The sequence below is a fragment of the Humitalea sp. 24SJ18S-53 genome, assembly GCF_050632385.1.
GTDB lineage: Bacteria > Pseudomonadota > Alphaproteobacteria > Acetobacterales > Acetobacteraceae > Humitalea.
The window spans coordinates 4,279,650-4,294,643 of sequence record NZ_CP192599.1 but is presented as its reverse complement, the minus strand read 5'-3'; the positions used below and the strand labels follow the sequence as shown (position 1 = coordinate 4,294,643).

General features: G+C 68.4%; 15 protein-coding genes. 10 read left to right on the top strand and 5 right to left on the bottom strand.

Going from position 1 to position 14,994, the window contains the following annotated elements; genetic code table 11:
• Nucleotides 1-7: 7 nt before the first annotated feature.
• A complete protein-coding gene (locus tag ACQW02_RS20600) occupies nucleotides 8-409 on the bottom strand; it encodes a hypothetical protein (protein ID WP_431281778.1) in 402 nt (133 codons plus the stop codon).
• A gap of 138 nt (nucleotides 410-547) precedes the next feature.
• Here ACQW02_RS20600 and ACQW02_RS20595 point away from each other — a divergent pair, with 138 nt between their 5' ends.
• A complete protein-coding gene (locus ACQW02_RS20595) occupies nucleotides 548-949 on the top strand; it encodes a DUF3775 domain-containing protein (RefSeq protein WP_431281777.1) in 402 nt (133 codons plus the stop codon).
• A gap of 242 nt (nucleotides 950-1,191) precedes the next feature.
• Here ACQW02_RS20595 and ACQW02_RS20590 read toward each other — a convergent pair whose 3' ends face one another.
• Together ACQW02_RS20590 and trpS are read right to left on the bottom strand one after the other, a co-directional pair.
• Entirely contained in the window at nucleotides 1,192-1,905 is a 714-nt protein-coding gene (locus ACQW02_RS20590) for a DUF1194 domain-containing protein (RefSeq protein ID WP_431281776.1), read from the bottom strand.
• A gap of 71 nt (nucleotides 1,906-1,976) precedes the next feature.
• A complete protein-coding gene (gene trpS, locus ACQW02_RS20585; RefSeq protein ID WP_431281775.1) occupies nucleotides 1,977-2,978 on the bottom strand; it encodes a tryptophan--tRNA ligase in 1,002 nt (333 codons plus the stop codon).
• A 189-nt stretch (nucleotides 2,979-3,167) separates the two neighbouring features.
• On the opposite strand from trpS, the gene ACQW02_RS20580 reads away from it, so the two are divergent.
• From ACQW02_RS20580 to ACQW02_RS20545, 8 genes are read left to right on the top strand one after another with little or no spacing between them, the layout of a single operon-like run.
• Nucleotides 3,168-4,511: an ABC transporter substrate-binding protein gene (locus ACQW02_RS20580; protein WP_431281774.1), complete on the top strand. Its 1,344-nt coding sequence runs from the start codon at nucleotides 3,168-3,170 to the stop codon at nucleotides 4,509-4,511.
• Nucleotides 4,512-4,570: 59 nt separating this feature from the next.
• Nucleotides 4,571-5,503: a carbohydrate ABC transporter permease gene (locus tag ACQW02_RS20575; RefSeq protein ID WP_431281773.1), complete on the top strand. Its 933-nt coding sequence runs from the start codon at nucleotides 4,571-4,573 to the stop codon at nucleotides 5,501-5,503.
• Nucleotides 5,500-6,381, top strand: coding sequence for a carbohydrate ABC transporter permease (locus ACQW02_RS20570; RefSeq protein ID WP_431281772.1), 882 nt, complete (start codon nucleotides 5,500-5,502; stop codon nucleotides 6,379-6,381). The genes ACQW02_RS20575 and ACQW02_RS20570 overlap by 4 nt, the downstream gene beginning before the upstream one ends.
• Before the next feature lie 6 nt (nucleotides 6,382-6,387).
• Nucleotides 6,388-7,488 carry an ABC transporter ATP-binding protein gene (locus ACQW02_RS20565; RefSeq protein WP_431281771.1) on the top strand — a complete coding sequence of 367 codons (1,101 nt, stop codon included), beginning with the start codon at nucleotides 6,388-6,390 and terminating at the stop codon, nucleotides 7,486-7,488.
• On the top strand, nucleotides 7,485-8,213 hold the full coding sequence (locus tag ACQW02_RS20560; protein WP_431281770.1) for an SDR family oxidoreductase: 729 nt from the start codon (nucleotides 7,485-7,487) through the stop codon (nucleotides 8,211-8,213). The genes ACQW02_RS20565 and ACQW02_RS20560 overlap by 4 nt, the downstream gene beginning before the upstream one ends.
• Nucleotides 8,214-8,221: 8 nt before the next feature.
• A complete protein-coding gene (locus tag ACQW02_RS20555) occupies nucleotides 8,222-9,307 on the top strand; it encodes a malate/lactate/ureidoglycolate dehydrogenase (RefSeq protein ID WP_431281769.1) in 1,086 nt (361 codons plus the stop codon).
• Nucleotides 9,304-10,293: a tripartite tricarboxylate transporter substrate-binding protein gene (locus ACQW02_RS20550; RefSeq protein WP_431281768.1), complete on the top strand. Its 990-nt coding sequence runs from the start codon at nucleotides 9,304-9,306 to the stop codon at nucleotides 10,291-10,293. The genes ACQW02_RS20555 and ACQW02_RS20550 overlap by 4 nt, the downstream gene beginning before the upstream one ends.
• Entirely contained in the window at nucleotides 10,290-11,885 is a 1,596-nt protein-coding gene (locus tag ACQW02_RS20545) for a GMC family oxidoreductase (protein ID WP_431281767.1), read from the top strand. Before ACQW02_RS20550 ends, ACQW02_RS20545 begins: the two co-directional genes overlap by 4 nt.
• Here the strand turns inward: ACQW02_RS20545 and ACQW02_RS20540 are convergent.
• Both ACQW02_RS20540 and ACQW02_RS20535 read right to left on the bottom strand, forming a co-directional pair.
• Nucleotides 11,862-12,884: a type VI secretion system contractile sheath domain-containing protein gene (locus ACQW02_RS20540; protein WP_431281766.1), complete on the bottom strand. Its 1,023-nt coding sequence runs from the start codon at nucleotides 12,882-12,884 to the stop codon at nucleotides 11,862-11,864. The genes ACQW02_RS20545 and ACQW02_RS20540 overlap by 24 nt on opposite strands.
• Nucleotides 12,885-12,931: 47 nt before the next feature.
• Nucleotides 12,932-13,513, bottom strand: a complete 582-nt coding sequence (locus ACQW02_RS20535; protein ID WP_431285946.1) for a TlpA disulfide reductase family protein — start codon at nucleotides 13,511-13,513, stop codon at nucleotides 12,932-12,934.
• A 99-nt stretch (nucleotides 13,514-13,612) separates the two neighbouring features.
• Here ACQW02_RS20535 and argH point away from each other — a divergent pair, with 99 nt between their 5' ends.
• Nucleotides 13,613-14,941: an argininosuccinate lyase gene (gene argH / locus ACQW02_RS20530; protein WP_431281765.1), complete on the top strand. Its 1,329-nt coding sequence runs from the start codon at nucleotides 13,613-13,615 to the stop codon at nucleotides 14,939-14,941.
• The last annotated feature ends 53 nt before the right edge of the window (nucleotides 14,942-14,994 follow it).

The window sequence follows — 14,994 nt, the reverse complement described above, 5'->3', positions numbered from 1 at the left end:
CGGGGCGTCAGCCGCGCCACACCGGGCCACGCGCGACCGGGCGGCCCGTGGGGGTGCGGTCGGGCTGCGGGGCGGTGCTGACGCAGAGCTGCATCGCGTGTTGCAGGATGGCCGTCGCGTCCGGATCCTCCAGCTCCGCCAGATTCGACCCAAGCCGGTGGATTCGTGCCTCCCCCGGGGCGTCGCAGAGCGGCGGTTCGGCCTGGGGGGGGCGCCGGGCGGGGGCGGCGGCACGCGGCCGGGCCGGGGCGGGGCGGACCGTCGGGCGTGCCGGCGTTGGCGCCGTGGCGACCTCGATCGCATTGGCCGGCGTGGCCGCCAGGCCCGCACAGCCGCCGCCGATCAGGCTGGCGGCGATCCCGGCCCGGCCCATCATCCCAAACCAAGCCCCGCGTCGCATCGACCACATGTGCCTGCCTCCTGGCTGGAGCATGCGCTATCCTGCGCCCGGTCACTTGCCGGATCGTGAACACAGATGCGATAGCGCGCGGGACCGCGGGATGGTTCCCTCCTTCCCCGCCGAACCGCCCTGGCAGGAGCCCCGCCCATGGCCGACGACGCCGACGAAGACGAGTTCGACCTGCGTGTAAGCCTCGAGACGGTGGCAACCGTCATCGACCACGCCCGCGCCATCCAGGAAGAGGATGAGTCGGACGACGACGAAGATGAAGACGAGCCCGACGGCAGCGATGAAGAGATGGACGAGGAAAGCCTCTCCGCCTTCCTGTCCGAACTGAACGAGGACGAACAATCGGCCCTGATCGCCCTGGCCTGGGTCGGCCGCGGCGATTACGAAGCCGAAGAATGGGAAGAAGCCCTGAAAACCGCCGGCGAACGCAGCGCCGGACGCGATACCGCGACCTACCTGCTGCAAATGGACATGCTGGGCGACCTGCTCAGCGAAGGCCTGGCCGCGTTTGGGATCGCGGCCGAGGAAATCGAGCGGTAATATCGGGGAAGTGGTGCCGTGAGAGGGACGTCGTCCCCCTCACACTCCCCCTACCAGGGGCCGCCGCCCCTGGACCGGCGCGATGTATTGGTAAAATAAAGGGAGGGGCATGGCGCGCCTCTGTCCAATGGCGCGGCGTTGATGCCCCTCCCTTTATTTTACCAAATCCCGTGGGTTCCAAGGGGCCACGGCCCCTTGGTGGGGGAGGCGTGGAGGGGGCGAAGCGCTCTCCACAGCGCAACCTACCCCCGCATCGGCCCATCCAGCCCGGCGATTTCGCGGATCAGCTTGCGTTTCACCGCGATGCCGAAGGATTCGAAGTCCTCCGCGACCACCATGAAGGCGCCGACGCCGCCCACCACCGCCTCCTGGTAGTAGGTGTCGAGTGGGATGGGTGGCTGGCGGCCGAAGGTCGGGCGGTCGTTGATGATCGGCAGGCCGTTGATGGTGACCCCTTCCGCCACCAGGCGATCACGTTCCACCTCCGCCGGCGGGCCGCTGTTGTTCACCCCGTCGCCCGATACATCGATGACCTTGCGGGTGCCCTCGAACGGGGCTTCCGCCAGGGCGGCGCGGCTGGCCCGCAGCCCGCCGGAGATCGAGGTCCAGGACAGCGACGCCCGCGGCGCCTCGGCCAGGGTCGCGGCCCATTGGTCGGCGTCGCGCTGGCTGGCGATCCGGGTCCAGGGGATGACCGTGCGCTGGTATTCGATCCCGGCCCATTCGATGTAGCACAGGCCCACGGCGCCGATCATGCCGCCCTGGATCGCGCGCACCACCACCTGGTCGCTGACGGCGTGGCGGTAGCCTTCGCGCTGCAGCCGTGCCTCATCCTCGTCGATCGAGCGTGAGACATCGACCGCCAGCACCAGCAGCACATCGACGGGTTCGTTGGCCCGGGCGGGCCGTGTAAGGGCCGCGGCCGCCCCGGCCGCCAGAAGCGAACGACGAAGCATCACGCCCTCCTGCATCGCGAATCTGCGATGTATGCGAGCGCGTCCTCTCGCCGCGACGCAAGGAAAATCGATCAGCGCGGCGGCAGGAATCCGACCAGTCGTTCGGCTTCGGCGACGATCGGATCGGCAATCGCCGCCGCCCGTGCCGCGCCCTTGTGCAATGCCGCGTCCACGGCGCCCGGATCGTTCAGCAGGCGCTTCATCTCCGCCGCGATGGGCGACAGGTGGTCGACCAGCGCCTCGACCAGCACTTCCTTGAAGGCGCCGAAGCCTTTGCCGCCCTGCTCGCGCAGGATGTTCTCGGGCAGGGTGCCGCTGATGGCGGCCAGGATGCCGACCAGGTTGCGGGCTTCGGGCCGTGCCTCAAGCCCGGCCATGTGGTCGGGGATGGGCTCGGCGTCGGTCTTGGCGCGGCGGATCTTCAGCGCGATCGTGTCGGCATCATCGGTCAGGTTGATGCGCGACTGGTCCGACGGATCGGACTTGCTCATCTTCTTGCTGCCGTCGCGCAGCGACATGACGCGGGCGGCGACGCCCAGGATCATCGGCTCGATACGCGGGAAAAACTCCACGCCGTAGTCGTGGTTGAATTTCTGGGCGATGTCGTTGGCCAGTTCCAGGTGCTGGCGCTGGTCGTCGCCCACGGGCACCGATGTCGCGTGATAGGCCAGGATGTCGGCCGCCATCAGGTTCGGATAGACATAGAGCCCGGTGGACGCGGCTTCCCTGTCCTTGCCCGCCTTGTCCTTGAACTGGGTCATCCGGTTCAGCCAGCCCAGCCGCGCGATGCAGTTGAAGATCCAGCCGAGCCTGACATGCGCCGGCACATGCGACTGCACGAACAGCACGCAGCGATCCGGGTCCAGCCCGCAGGCGATCAGCGACGCCGCCATTTCGCGCGTGGCGGAAGCCAGTTCGCCGGGGTTCTGGAACACCGTGATGGCATGCTGGTCCACGACGCAGAACAGGCTTTCGTCGCCATTCTGCATCGGCACCCAATTGCGGATGGCACCGAGGTAATTGCCAAGGGTGGGAACGCCGGAGGGCTGGATACCGGAGAAAACGCGGGCCATGGGATGCTTTCAGTCTGGAAGATGGCGCCCTGTTCACCCCCGCCCGGGGTTCCGTCAAGCGTGACCATTGCACCACCGGTCCCGCCCTGCGTAGCATCGGATCGCAAACAGGCCGGATCAACCGGCCACGGCACCCCGAAAACGGGGGCCGGGCTCTGGGAGGGGTTTTCTGGAATGGCGAACAACGGGATGTCTCGTCGCGCGGCGCTTGGCGCCGGCGTGGCCGGGGTGGCGGCCTCGACGCTGCCGCTTTTCAATGTCCACGCACAGGGGACGGCGGGCACCTTGCGCTGCGCCTTCTGGGATCATTGGGTCCCGACCGGCAATGGCGCCCTGCGCCAGCTCTGCGGTCAGTGGGGTGAGGCAAACCGGGTCAACGTCCAGCTCGACTTCATCAACACCACCGGCAACCAGTTGCAACTGACGGCCGCCGCCCAGGCGCAATCGCGCAGCGGGCACGACATCATCTCGCTCAGCCCCTGGGATGTCGGCGGCTATGCCGACCGGCTGGAGCCGGTGGATGACGTCATGGGCCGCCTGGCGGCCAAATACGGCCCGGCCAACCCGGTCGCGGAATACCTCAGCAAGCACAATGGCGCCTGGCGCGGCGTGCCGGCGACGTCCGGCACCCAGAACAAGCCCGCCTGCGTGCGCTTCGACCTGCTGCAGGAACACGCCGGGATCGACATCCGCGCGATGTGGCCGGCCGAGAACCGGGCTGGGCCGGGGGCGGAGAACTGGACCTGGGCAACCTTCCTCACCGCGGCCGAGGCCTGCCACAAGGCGGGCTTCCCCTTCGGCCTGCCGATGGGCCAGTTCACCGACGCCGTGGATTGGGTGGGGGCGATGTTCGCCGGCTTCGGCGCCCGCGTGACCGATGAACGCGGCAACCCGACGGTTCGCGGCAATGACAAGCTGCGGACCGCGATCGATTACGGCGTGCGGCTGTCGCGCTTCCTGCCGAATGATGTCTGGGCCTGGGATGATGCCTCCAACAACCGGGCGCTGATTTCCGGCCGGTCGGCGCTGATCTTCAACCCGCCGTCCGCCTGGGCGGTCGCCAAGCGCGATGCGCCGCAGGTCGCGGAGAAATGCTGGACCGTGCCGATGCCGGCGGGGCCGGAGGGGCGCTTCATCGCCTATCTTCCCTGGACCTCGGGCATCTGGGCGTTCGGGCGCAACAAGACCGCCGCCAAGGGGCTGCTGGAATTCCTGTCGGAACGCAACTCGGCCGAGGTCATCACCACCACCAGCAACGGCTACGACATCCCGCCCTTCGCGACGATGAACGACTTCCCTGTCTGGAACACGGAAGGACCGCCGGTCGGCACGGTCTTCAACTACCCGGCGAAACCGCATCACAACGCCCGGCCTAGCATCGCCTTCGCCCCGGCGCCCGCGGAACTGGCGGCGCAGATGTACATCCAGGCACTGAACACCAAGGTCATCGCGCGCGTCGCCCAGGGTGGCGACAGCATCGATGCCGCGATGGGCTGGCTGGACCGCGAGATCACCAACATGCGCCGCGGCTGATCGTCTGGCGGCGCCGGGCCTTTCGCCCGGCGCCGCCGCATTCCCGAAGGACCACGCCGATGGCAGCCGACGGCAGCATCGTTTCGCATATCGAACCCCAAGGCGGCGACAGCCTGCGCCGCTTCGCGCGACGGCGCTCCACGATCGCCTTCCTGATGACCCTGCCGCTGATCGCGGTGATCGGCGGGCTGGTCGCCTGGCCGGCGGGCTATGCGATGTACCTGGCCACGCTGAACCGGCGCATGACCGCCTTCATCGGTTTGGAGAACTTCAACATCCTGCTGGATTCCGAAACCTTTCGGATGGTCATCTGGCAGAGCATCATCTTCGCCGTCACCGCGGTCATCGCCAAGGCGGCGATCGGTTTCTGGCTGGCGCATATGCTGCACCACATCCCGTCCAAGGGTCAGCGCAAGTGGCGCGGCATGCTGCTGGTGCCCTGGGTGATTCCGCCGGCCCTGTCCACGCTCGGCTGGTGGTGGATGTTCGAACCTTCCTATTCCAGCATCAACTGGCTGCTGGCGGTTTTTGGTGTGCCGGCGGTGCCGTGGCTGGGTGAACCCGGCTGGGCGCGGGCCAGCGTGATCATCGTCAACGTCTGGTATGGCGCGCCCTTCTTCATGATCATGTACCTGGCGGCACTGAAATCGGTGCCCGAGCAATTATACGAAGCCGCCGACATCGACGGCGCCACATCCTGGCAACGGCTGCGCTACATCACCCTGCCGATGATGCGGAACATCATCTCGATCACCGTGCTGTTCAGCCTGATCGTCACCTTCGCGAACTACGACATCGTGCGCGTACTGACCAATGGCGGGCCGCGCGACCTGACGCATGTCTTTGCGTCCTACGCCTTCCAGGTGGGCGTGCTGTCCGGGAACATCCCGCGTGGTGCGGCGGTCAGCCTGTTCATGTTCCCGCTGCTGGCGGTCATCGCCTATTTCGTGCTGCGCGGCGTCAATCGGCGCGACAAGGAGATGGCGGGATGAGCGCCACCGTCCCCGGCTTCCGCCGCAAGACCGGCAGCCTGCACAGCGAACGCCGCTGGGCGCTGTGGTCGGCCTATATCTCGCTGATCTTCGCCGCCATCATCATGCTGGCGCCGCCCTTCTACATGCTGATGACCAGCCTCAAGAGCAGTGCTGAGATCGCCGACCTGTCCGGCAATCCCTGGATCGTGCGGTCGCCCACCCTGGAGAATTTCTGGGGGATCATCTCCAACCCGATGTTCCGCGGCTTCATGTACAACAGCATCATCATCACGGCCTCCGTGGTGGTGATCACCATGATCATCTCGGTGCTCGCGGCCTTCGCGCTGTCGCGCATGCGTTTCTGGGGGAGCCAGGCGCTGGCGACCGGCGTGTTCCTCACGTATCTCGTGCCGGATACGCTGCTGTTCATCCCGCTCTACCAGATCGTCGGCGGGCTCGGGTTGCTGAACTCGGTCTGGGGGCTGGTGCTGGTCTATCCGACGCTGACCGTGCCCTTCTGCACCTGGATCATGATCGGCTACTTCGCCTCCATCCCGAAGGAATTGGACGAGGCGGCGCTGATCGATGGCGCCAACTGGATGCAGATGCTGGTGCGCATTTTCATCCCGGTGGCGATGCCGGGGATCATCGCCGCGACGATCTTTGCCTTCACCGTGTCCTGGGCGGCCTTCGTCTATCCGACCGCCTTCATCACGCAGCCTTCCGAGATGCCGCTGACCATCGGCGTCGTGTCGCAACTGATCCGCGGCGACACTTTTGCTTGGGGCCAGTTGATGGCGGGGGCGTTGTTGGCGGCTCTACCGCCGGTGATCGTCTACGCCTTCCTCATGGACTACTACATCGCGGGCCTGACGGCCGGCGCGACAAAGGGATAATCGCTGATGGCGCAAGTCACGCTCAGGAAAATCGTCAAGGCCTATGAGGGCGGCGTCCAGGCGGTGAAGGGGATCGACCTCGACATCGCCGACCATGAATTCGTGGTGCTGGTCGGCCCCTCCGGCTGCGGGAAATCGACCACGCTGCGCATGATCGCGGGGCTGGAGGAAATCACCTCCGGCGACATCGCCATCGGCGGCAAGATCGTCAACGACATCCCGCCGCGCGACCGCGATATCGCGATGGTGTTCCAGAACTACGCGCTCTATCCGCACATGACCGTCGCCGACAACATGGCCTTCGGGTTGATGCTGCGGAAATTCCCCAAGGACGAGATTCGTCGCCGCGTCGACAACGCCGCAAAAATCCTCGACATCACCGAACTTTTGGGGCGCAAGCCAAAGGCCCTGTCCGGCGGCCAGCGCCAGCGCGTCGCCATGGGCCGCGCCATCGTGCGCGATCCAAAGGTCTTCCTCTTCGACGAACCGCTGTCCAACCTCGACGCCAAGCTGCGCGTGCAGATGCGGACGGAGATCAAGAAGGTCCACCAGACCGTCAAGACCACCACCGTCTACGTCACCCACGACCAGATCGAGGCGATGACCCTGGCCGATCGCGTGGTGGTGATGAATGGCGGCATCATCGAACAGGTCGGCCCGCCGCAGGAACTCTACCACCACCCCGCGACGCGCTTTGTCGCCGGCTTCATCGGCAGCCCCGCGATGAACTTTTTCCCCGCGCATCTGGTGAATGGATCGGGCGCGCTGCGCGTGCGCCTGCCGGATGGCACCGAACTGGCCGTGCCCGAATCCCGCACGCAGCGCTATGCCGCCTGGGCCGGGCGCGACCTGGTCTTCGGCCTGCGGCCCGAACACCTGACGGAATCGAAGAACCTGACGCGCGAAAACGTCGCCATCCTGACCTGCACGCCCGAGGTCATCGAACCCATGGGCATGGAGACCCTGATCCATTTCAAGATGGGCGGCGCCGAGATCTGCGGCCGCATCGACCCGACGACCGAGGCGCATCCGAACGTGCCCCTCGCCATGGCGGCCGACATGAACAACATGCACCTGCTGGACCCCGCGACGGGCAAAGTCCTGTGAAGGGCAAGCGAATATGGGTCACCGGTGCCGGGTCCGGCATCGGTCGCGCCGTCGCGCGGGCGCTTGCGGCCGAAGGCGCCAGCCTCATCCTCTCGGGCCGGCGCGAAGCCCCTTTGCGCGAAACCCTGCCGGACGCGCAGATCGAGGCCCTGGACCTGACCGATGCCGCCGCTGTCCAGGCCGCGGCCGATCGCATCGGCCCCATCGACATCCTGGTGAACAATGCCGGCGGCAACCTGCTGCGCCGCCATTGGCACCAACTGACCGCCGAGGCGGCCCAGGGGATGCTGGCGCAAAACCTGTCCGCGCCCTTCCTCACCTCCCTCGCGGTGCTTCCCGGCATGCGGGCGCGGGGTGGCGGGCTGATCGTGCAGATCGCCTCGATGGCCGGCAAGCACACGCACCCCGTCGCGGGCCCCGCCTATATCGCGGCCAAGCACGGGCTGGTGGCGCTCTCGGCCAGCATCAACAACGAAAACGGCATCCACGGCATCCGCTCCACCGCGATCTGCCCGGGCGAGGTGAATACCCCCATCCTCGACCTGCGCCCGCAGAAGATCGCGGCCGATGAATTGGCGCGGATGCTGCAACCCGAGGACCTTGCCGCCGCCGTCCTCTTCGTCTGCCAGCAACCCCCGCGGGTCTGCATCAACGAGATGCTGGTGACGCCGACGCGAAACCGCGCGAACCTGGATCTTGCCTCGGCGATCGCCGCACTACCCTGAAGGATATCATGGCTCACTACGTCACCATCCCCATCCCCGCGGCCTCGCTGCAGGACCTGGTCCAACGCATTTTTGAAGCCGCGGGCTGCGCCCCAGGCGAAGCACATCGCGTCGCGGAACATCTGCTGGGCGCCAATCTCGCGGGCCATGACAGCCATGGTGTCGCGCGCGTGCCGCGCTACGTCGAATGGCTGGAAAAGGGCTATGTCCTCGCCGGCCAGAAGGTCGAGACGATCACCGACGGCGGCGGCTTCGTGCTGCTGGACGGTAAGTTCGGCCTGGGCCAATCCGTCGCGCGTGAAGCCGCGGCCATCGGCATTTCCCGCGCCGTCACCAGTGGCGCCTGCATCGTGGGGCTTCGCAACGCCGGCCACGTCGGCCGCATCGGCGAATATGCCGAACAGGCGATCCGGGACGGCATCCTGTCCATCCACTTCGTCAATGTCGCGGGCTCCGTGCTGGTCGCCCCCTTCGGCGGTGTCGAACGCCGCTTCTCCACCGCCCCCTTCTGCGTCGGCGTGCCGCTGCCGGGCGATCCGGTGCTGCTCGATTTTGCAACCTCGCGCGTGGCCGAGGGCAAGGTCCTGGTCGCTTCCAACGGCGGCAAGGCGCTGCCGGATGACGCGCTGATCGAACCCGATGGCAGCATGTCGGGCGACCCGCATACGCTGTATGGCGACTACGCCCAGGTCGGCCCGCGCGATGCCGCCGGCGGGCTCGGCGCGATCCGCGCCTTTGGCGAACACAAGGGCAGCGGGCTGGCCATGATCTGCGAATTGCTGGGGGGCGTGTTGACCGGCGGCGGCGCCTGCGGGCCGATCACCGAACGTGGCCGCATCGCCAATGGGATGCTGTCGATCTACCTCAGCCCCAAGCATTTCGGCACCGAGGCTGAGTTCCACGCGGCCGGCCGGTCCTATGTCGACTGGGTCCGCGCCGCCAAGCCCATCGACCCCGCGCTTCCGGTGCTGGCCCCCGGCGATTCCGAAGCCCGGCTGCGCGCCGATCGCCTGGCCAATGGCGTGCCCCTGCAACCCGATACCTGGGAGGGCATCAAGCGCTGCGCCATCGCCCTTGGCGTGGCCGTGCCATGATCAACCGCCGCACCCTCCTCGCTTCCGCCCCCGCCTTGCTGCTGGCGGCGCCCGCGCTGGCCTTCCCCGACCGCACCATCACGCTGGTCGTGGGCTTCGCACCGGGCGGCAGCACCGATATCGCGGCGCGGCTGGTCGGCGACCGGATGCAATCCTTCCTGCCGAACAACGCCCGCGTCGTGGTGGAAAACCGCGCCGGGGCAGGCGGCACCGTGGCGTCGGACTGGCTGCGTCGCCAGCCGGCCGATGGGCACACCATCATGCTGGTCGAGGCTTCGAGCCATGCGGTGGCGCCGAACGCCATCGCCGGCGGCACGCGCTTCGATCCGATCAACGATTTCGCCCAGATCGCCATCGTCGGCACCGGGCCGCTGGTGCTGGTCTTCACACCCTCCTTCGCCGCGCGCACGCCGGAGGAAGCCGTGGCCGCGTTGCGCGGACTGGGGCCGCAGGGGATTTCCTATGCCAGTTCCGGCGTCGGCTCGATCCCGCATTTGGCGGCGGAGATGCTGCGCCTGTCGACCGGTGCCACCGCGCCCTTCACCCACGTGCCCTATCGCAGCGGCGGGTTGATGGTCGAAGCCATCGCCAAGGACGAGGGCACCTTTGGCGTCGCGGTGCTGGCCAGTGCCGCCGCGCAGATGCGCGACGGGCGTGTGCGTGGCATGGCGCTGACCGGCGCCCGGCGCAGCCCAGCCTTCCCCGACCTGCCGACCCTGGCCGAAGGCGCGCTGCCTGGCTTCGACCTCGGCACCTGGAACGTCATCCTCGCGCCCAAGGACACGCCGCCCGAGACCGTCGCGATGCTGAACCGCGCCATCACCAGCGCCATCGCCGACCCGGCGCTGCGCCAGCGCCTGCTGATCGCGGGGGTGGATGCCTGGGAAGGGCCGAACACGCCCGCCGATGCACGCGCCTTCATGACCGCCGAACTGGCAAAGTTCCGCGATGTTGTGGCCCGCACCGGGGTCCGCCTGGACCCGTGAACGACGCCGATATCATCGTCGTGGGCGGCGGCAGCGCCGGCTGCCTGCTGGCCGCGCGCCTGTCGCAGAACCCATCCTGCCGCGTGCTGTTGCTGGAGGCTGGGCCATCCGGCAAGGGCGATCCCTGGATCGCGCTGCCCGGCGGCTACGCCAAGCTCTACGGCAGCGGCAAATACGATTGGCGGTATGAGACCGAGCCCGAGCCCCAGTTGAACGACCGCCGCATCCACTGGCCACGCGGCAAGGTCCTGGGCGGCAGCGGCAGCGTCAACGGCCTCGTGTTCCTGCGCGGCGCGCCCACCGACTACGACCGCTGGTCGCAGGCCGGCGCGCGCGGCTGGGCCTATGCCGATGTGGAGCCGGTGTTCCGCGCCTTGGAAACCTGGGAAGGCGGCGCCGATCCCCTGCGCGGCGCCGATGGCCCGATCCATGTCGCGCAGCCGCGCAAACTCGCCCCCGCCGCCGATGCTTTCGTCAAATCCGCCATCGCCTTCGGCCTGCCCGAGAATCCCGATTTCAACGGCGGCACCCCGATCGAGGGCGCGGGACCGATCCAGTTGAACACCCGTGGCGGCTGGCGCTCCTCCTCCGCCCGCGAAATCCTGAAGCCCGCCATGGGGCGGCCGAACCTGCGCGTCGAAACCGGCGTGCTGACCACCCGCGTCATCATCGATGGCGGCCGCGCCACGGGGGTGCAGACCAGTCGCGGCGTGTTCACCGCGGCATGCGAGGTCGTGCTCTGCGCCGGGGCCATCGAAACGCCGAAACTGCTGATGCTGTCAGGCATCGGCGATGGCGCCGCCTTGCAGGCGCTGGGCATCGAGACGATCCACCACGCCCCCGATGTCGGTGCCAACCTGCAGGACCACCTGGTCGGCAAATGCATCTGGCGGACAAAACCCTGCGGCAGTCTAAACGAAATCCTGACCAACCCGTTGCGCCAGGCAAAGATGGGTCTGGACTGGCTGCTGGCCAAGCGCGGCCCGCTCGCCATCGGCGCTGGCGAGGCCAATGCCTTCGCCCGCGTCACCCCCGGCGCGGAGGAAGCCGAGGTGCAGTTCCTCTTCGTGAATTTCTCGACCTTCAACTACGCCGACGGGCTGCATCGCTTTCCGGGCGTCATGCTGAACTACGGCCAGTGCCGCCCCGACAGTCGCGGCAGCATCACCCTACGCAGCCCCGATCCATCGGAAAAACCGGTGATCCGGGCCAATTACCTCGACCACCCCAATGACGTGCGGGTGATGCTGCTGGCGGCCCATATGGCGCGGAAGATCGCGGCGCAAAAACCTTTTGCTGACCTGGTCATCGAAGAACTGCGCCCCGGCCCCGCCGCGCAGGATGACGCCGCGATCCTGCAAAACATCCGCGCCACCGGCGGCACCGTCTTCCATCCCTGCGGCACCGCCCGCATGGGCAGCGACGACCTCGCGGTGGTGGACCCGCAATTGCGCCTGCGCGGAATCGCGGGGCTGCGGGTGGCCGATGCCTCGGTCTTCCCGCTGATCCCGTCGCCAAACATTCAGCCGGCGGTGCTGATGGTGGCGGAACGCGCGGCGCGCTTTATCTCAGACGACAACCGCAAGGCGTAGCGGGAGCGGCGTCGCCGCATCCGGCATGGCCAGCCGCAGCCGCGCCTCCAGCACCGCCATGCCATCCTGCATCTTGATCGCGACGGTCGATCCCGCCGCTTCCGGCACCGTGTCCAGCCAGGCCTGCACCCGCGCCCCCGCCTGGCCGGTGCCGGCGTGCAGCGCCCGCGCCGCCCTGACGCGCAAGGCCCGCATCACCCGCGCCGAGGCGATCACCGCCGGCAACCTGGCCGCCCGTTGCGCCGCCTCGGTCGCCTCCGGCCGGTCCAGTTTTGGGGGGCGATGCAGACTGGGCAGCGTGGCGCCCGATGCCAGGCCCGACCGCGCCAGCGCGGCGGCGGTGGGGGAGGGCGCCTCGCCCTCGGCCCCGGCCCCCCAGCCATCCTCGGCCACGGTCGCGGCCAATCGCGTCACCAGCGTCCAGCCGCTGCCGACCACGAGCGCCAGGAAGCGCGCACCGGCATCGACCCGCAGCGTCCTGAACGGCGCGAAGGCGGGGCTTTCGTGCAGTCGCGCGGGGTCGGATTGCGCGGGTTCGCCCAGCAGCCCGGGTGCTGCCTCCGCCACCACCGCGCAGAGCAGCGTTTCCCCCACCACCGCCAGCCCGCGCAGCAGGGCCACGTCATCCGCCTCATGCCCGAGGGGGCGGTCCACCAGCAGGACGGCGGGGGCGGCGCCCTCGGCCTCGGCGTGTTCCATGATCTGCATCAGGGCGCTGTCCTCGGCCGGGGTGCCCCGGCCCAGGTCGCGCTGCAATTCCCGCGGCGACACCGGCAGCACCGCGACCTGGGCGCCGCTATCCACCAGGTCGCGCAGCGCCTGCCAGCGGTCACGGGCGGCGATGAAGGCGGGGGCCGTGACGATGGCCTCGGTCAGGGCCGCGATCCGGGCGTCGATGGCGAAAAGATCGGCCGCGCGCGGGTCGACGCCAGCGGATTCGCGCTGCCGGGCCTCGGTCGCCGCGAAGATGGCGGCCAGCGGGTCATTGTCCTCGGTCATGGCGCCCTCCTGTTTGGGCGCAGGCTAGACCGGTTTGTTTCGAATCGTCAGGTGCTGGTGTTCGCCGGTGCCTCGGCCCCGGCCAGCCGTCGCACCGCCGCCACCAGCCGGGGCGAATCCCAGGCCGCCGCGCCCTCCAGCCGCGCCCTTTCGCGCCCGTCGCGGCCCACGATGATCGTCGTCGGCAGCCCGCGCACGGAAAAGGCCCGGCCGACCGTGCCGCGCGGGTCCAGCCAGATCCCCAGGTTCCGCAACCGCGTGCGTTCATAGAACGGCGCGACCTGCGCCCGCCCACCCCGGTCCGACGACAGCGGCAGCACCACGATTCCCTGCGGCGCCAGCAGCGCGGCCAAGCGGTCCAGCGCCGGCATCTCCGCCACGCAGGGCGCGCACCAGGTCGCCCAGAGGTTGATCACCATCCCCCGCCCGGCAAAGGCGGCGGGGCCGGAGGCCGCGCCCTCGCCATCCGTCCAGGCCAGCCCCTCCGGCAGGGCCCGCGGCGGGGTCTCGACCAATGCCTCGAACCCGTCCCGTTCAGCAGCCGATGCTGGACGCAGGCCGCCCCCCATGGTGAGAGTGCCGCCAACGGTCAGCATCGCCGGGGCCATCATGGATTGGCGACGGGTCATGAACAGCACGGGGCACTCCTTCCAGTGACGAACGCAAGCAAGGCAGTCTTGGGCAACCAACAATGGGGCGGGCGTTACGCCGAAGGCCCTTCGGCCATCATGACCGCCATCAATGCCAGCATCTCCTTCGACCGTAAAATGTGGCGCCAGGACATCCGCGGCAGCCTGGCCCATGCCGCCATGCTCAAGCATGTGGGGATCCTGACCGCGGAGGAGGAGGCCGCCATCCGCGACGGCTTGGCCGCCATCGCCACCGAGATCGAGGGCGGGACCTTTACCTTCTCCGAGGCGCTGGAGGACATCCACATGAACGTGGAAGCCCGCCTGACCGACCGCATCGGGGACGCGGGCAAGCGCCTGCACACCGGCCGCAGCCGCAACGACCAGGTGGCGCTGGATGTCCGCCTCTGGGTCCGGGATGCCATTGATGGGCTGGACGGGCAGATCGCCGATTGCATGACCGCCCTGGTCGAACGTGCCGGCGAGCACGCGGGCTCCGTCATGCCGGGCTTCACCCATCTGCAACCGGCCCAGCCGACGACCCTGGGCCACCATTTGCTGGCCTATGTCGAAATGCTCGGCCGCGACCGGGGCCGGCTGGCCGATTGCCGGGCGCGGATGAACGAAAGCCCGCTTGGGGCGGCCGCCCTCTGCGGCACCGGCTTCCCGATCGATACGCATATGACGGCGGCGGTGCTGGGGTTCGACGGGCCGATGCGCAACAGCCTGGATGCGGTCGCGTCCCGTGACTATGCCATTGAATTCCTTGCCGCCTGCGCGATCTGCGCCACGCATCTGTCGCGGTTCGCCGAGGAAATCGTCCTCTGGACCAACCCCTATTTCGGCTTCATCAAACTGTCGGATTCGTTCTCGACCGGCAGCAGCATCATGCCCCAGAAGCGCAATCCCGATGCCGCCGAGCTGGTGCGGGCAAAAACCGGGCGCATCACCGGGGCCGTGGTCGGGCTGCTGATGGTGATGAAGGGCCTGCCCCTGACCTATGGCAAGGACATGCAGGAGGACAAGGAAGGCCTGTTTGACGCCGCCGAATCCCTGACCCTCGGCCTCGCCGCCACCGCCGGCATGGTGCGGGACCTGAAGCCCGATGTGGCGCGGCTGCGGGATGCGGCGCGGGCCGGCTTTTCCACCGCCACCGACCTCGCCGATTGGCTGGTCCGTGAACTGCATTTGCCCTTCCGCGACGCCCACCACGTGACGGGGCGCCTGGTGAAGGAGGCCGAGACACGCGGCATCGACCTGCCCGACCTGCCGCTTGAGGCCATGCAGGCGGTCCACCCCGGCATCACCGACGCCGTCTATTCGGTGCTGACGGTGGAGGCATCGGTCGCCTCCCGCACCTCCCACGGCGGCACGGCGCCCGAAAATGTGCGCCGGATGGCGGCGGCGTGGCGGGAGCGTCTGGCATGATTTTGCGCACGGGGCTTCTTCTGCTCGCGGCCTCCCTGGCCGCCTGTGGCCGG

Bases quoted from the DNA above. Each gene is read 5' to 3' on its own strand.
- ACQW02_RS20600 (WP_431281778.1), bottom strand. From the start codon at position 409: ATGTGGTCGATGCGACGCGGGGCTTGGTTTGGGATGATGGGCCGGGCC.
- ACQW02_RS20595 (WP_431281777.1), top strand. From the start codon at position 548: ATGGCCGACGACGCCGACGAAGACGAGTTCGACCTGCGTGTAAGCCTC.
- ACQW02_RS20590 (WP_431281776.1), bottom strand. From the start codon at position 1,905: ATGCTTCGTCGTTCGCTTCTGGCGGCCGGGGCGGCCGCGGCCCTTACA.
- trpS (WP_431281775.1), bottom strand. From the start codon at position 2,978: ATGGCCCGCGTTTTCTCCGGTATCCAGCCCTCCGGCGTTCCCACCCTT.
- ACQW02_RS20580 (WP_431281774.1), top strand. From the start codon at position 3,168: ATGTCTCGTCGCGCGGCGCTTGGCGCCGGCGTGGCCGGGGTGGCGGCC.
- ACQW02_RS20575 (WP_431281773.1), top strand. From the start codon at position 4,571: ATGGCAGCCGACGGCAGCATCGTTTCGCATATCGAACCCCAAGGCGGC.
- ACQW02_RS20570 (WP_431281772.1), top strand. From the start codon at position 5,500: ATGAGCGCCACCGTCCCCGGCTTCCGCCGCAAGACCGGCAGCCTGCAC.
- ACQW02_RS20565 (WP_431281771.1), top strand. From the start codon at position 6,388: ATGGCGCAAGTCACGCTCAGGAAAATCGTCAAGGCCTATGAGGGCGGC.
- ACQW02_RS20555 (WP_431281769.1), top strand. From the start codon at position 8,222: ATGGCTCACTACGTCACCATCCCCATCCCCGCGGCCTCGCTGCAGGAC.
- ACQW02_RS20550 (WP_431281768.1), top strand. From the start codon at position 9,304: ATGATCAACCGCCGCACCCTCCTCGCTTCCGCCCCCGCCTTGCTGCTG.
- ACQW02_RS20540 (WP_431281766.1), bottom strand. From the start codon at position 12,884: ATGACCGAGGACAATGACCCGCTGGCCGCCATCTTCGCGGCGACCGAG.
- ACQW02_RS20535 (WP_431285946.1), bottom strand. From the start codon at position 13,513: ATGACCCGTCGCCAATCCATGATGGCCCCGGCGATGCTGACCGTTGGC.
- argH (WP_431281765.1), top strand. From the start codon at position 13,613: ATGACCGCCATCAATGCCAGCATCTCCTTCGACCGTAAAATGTGGCGC.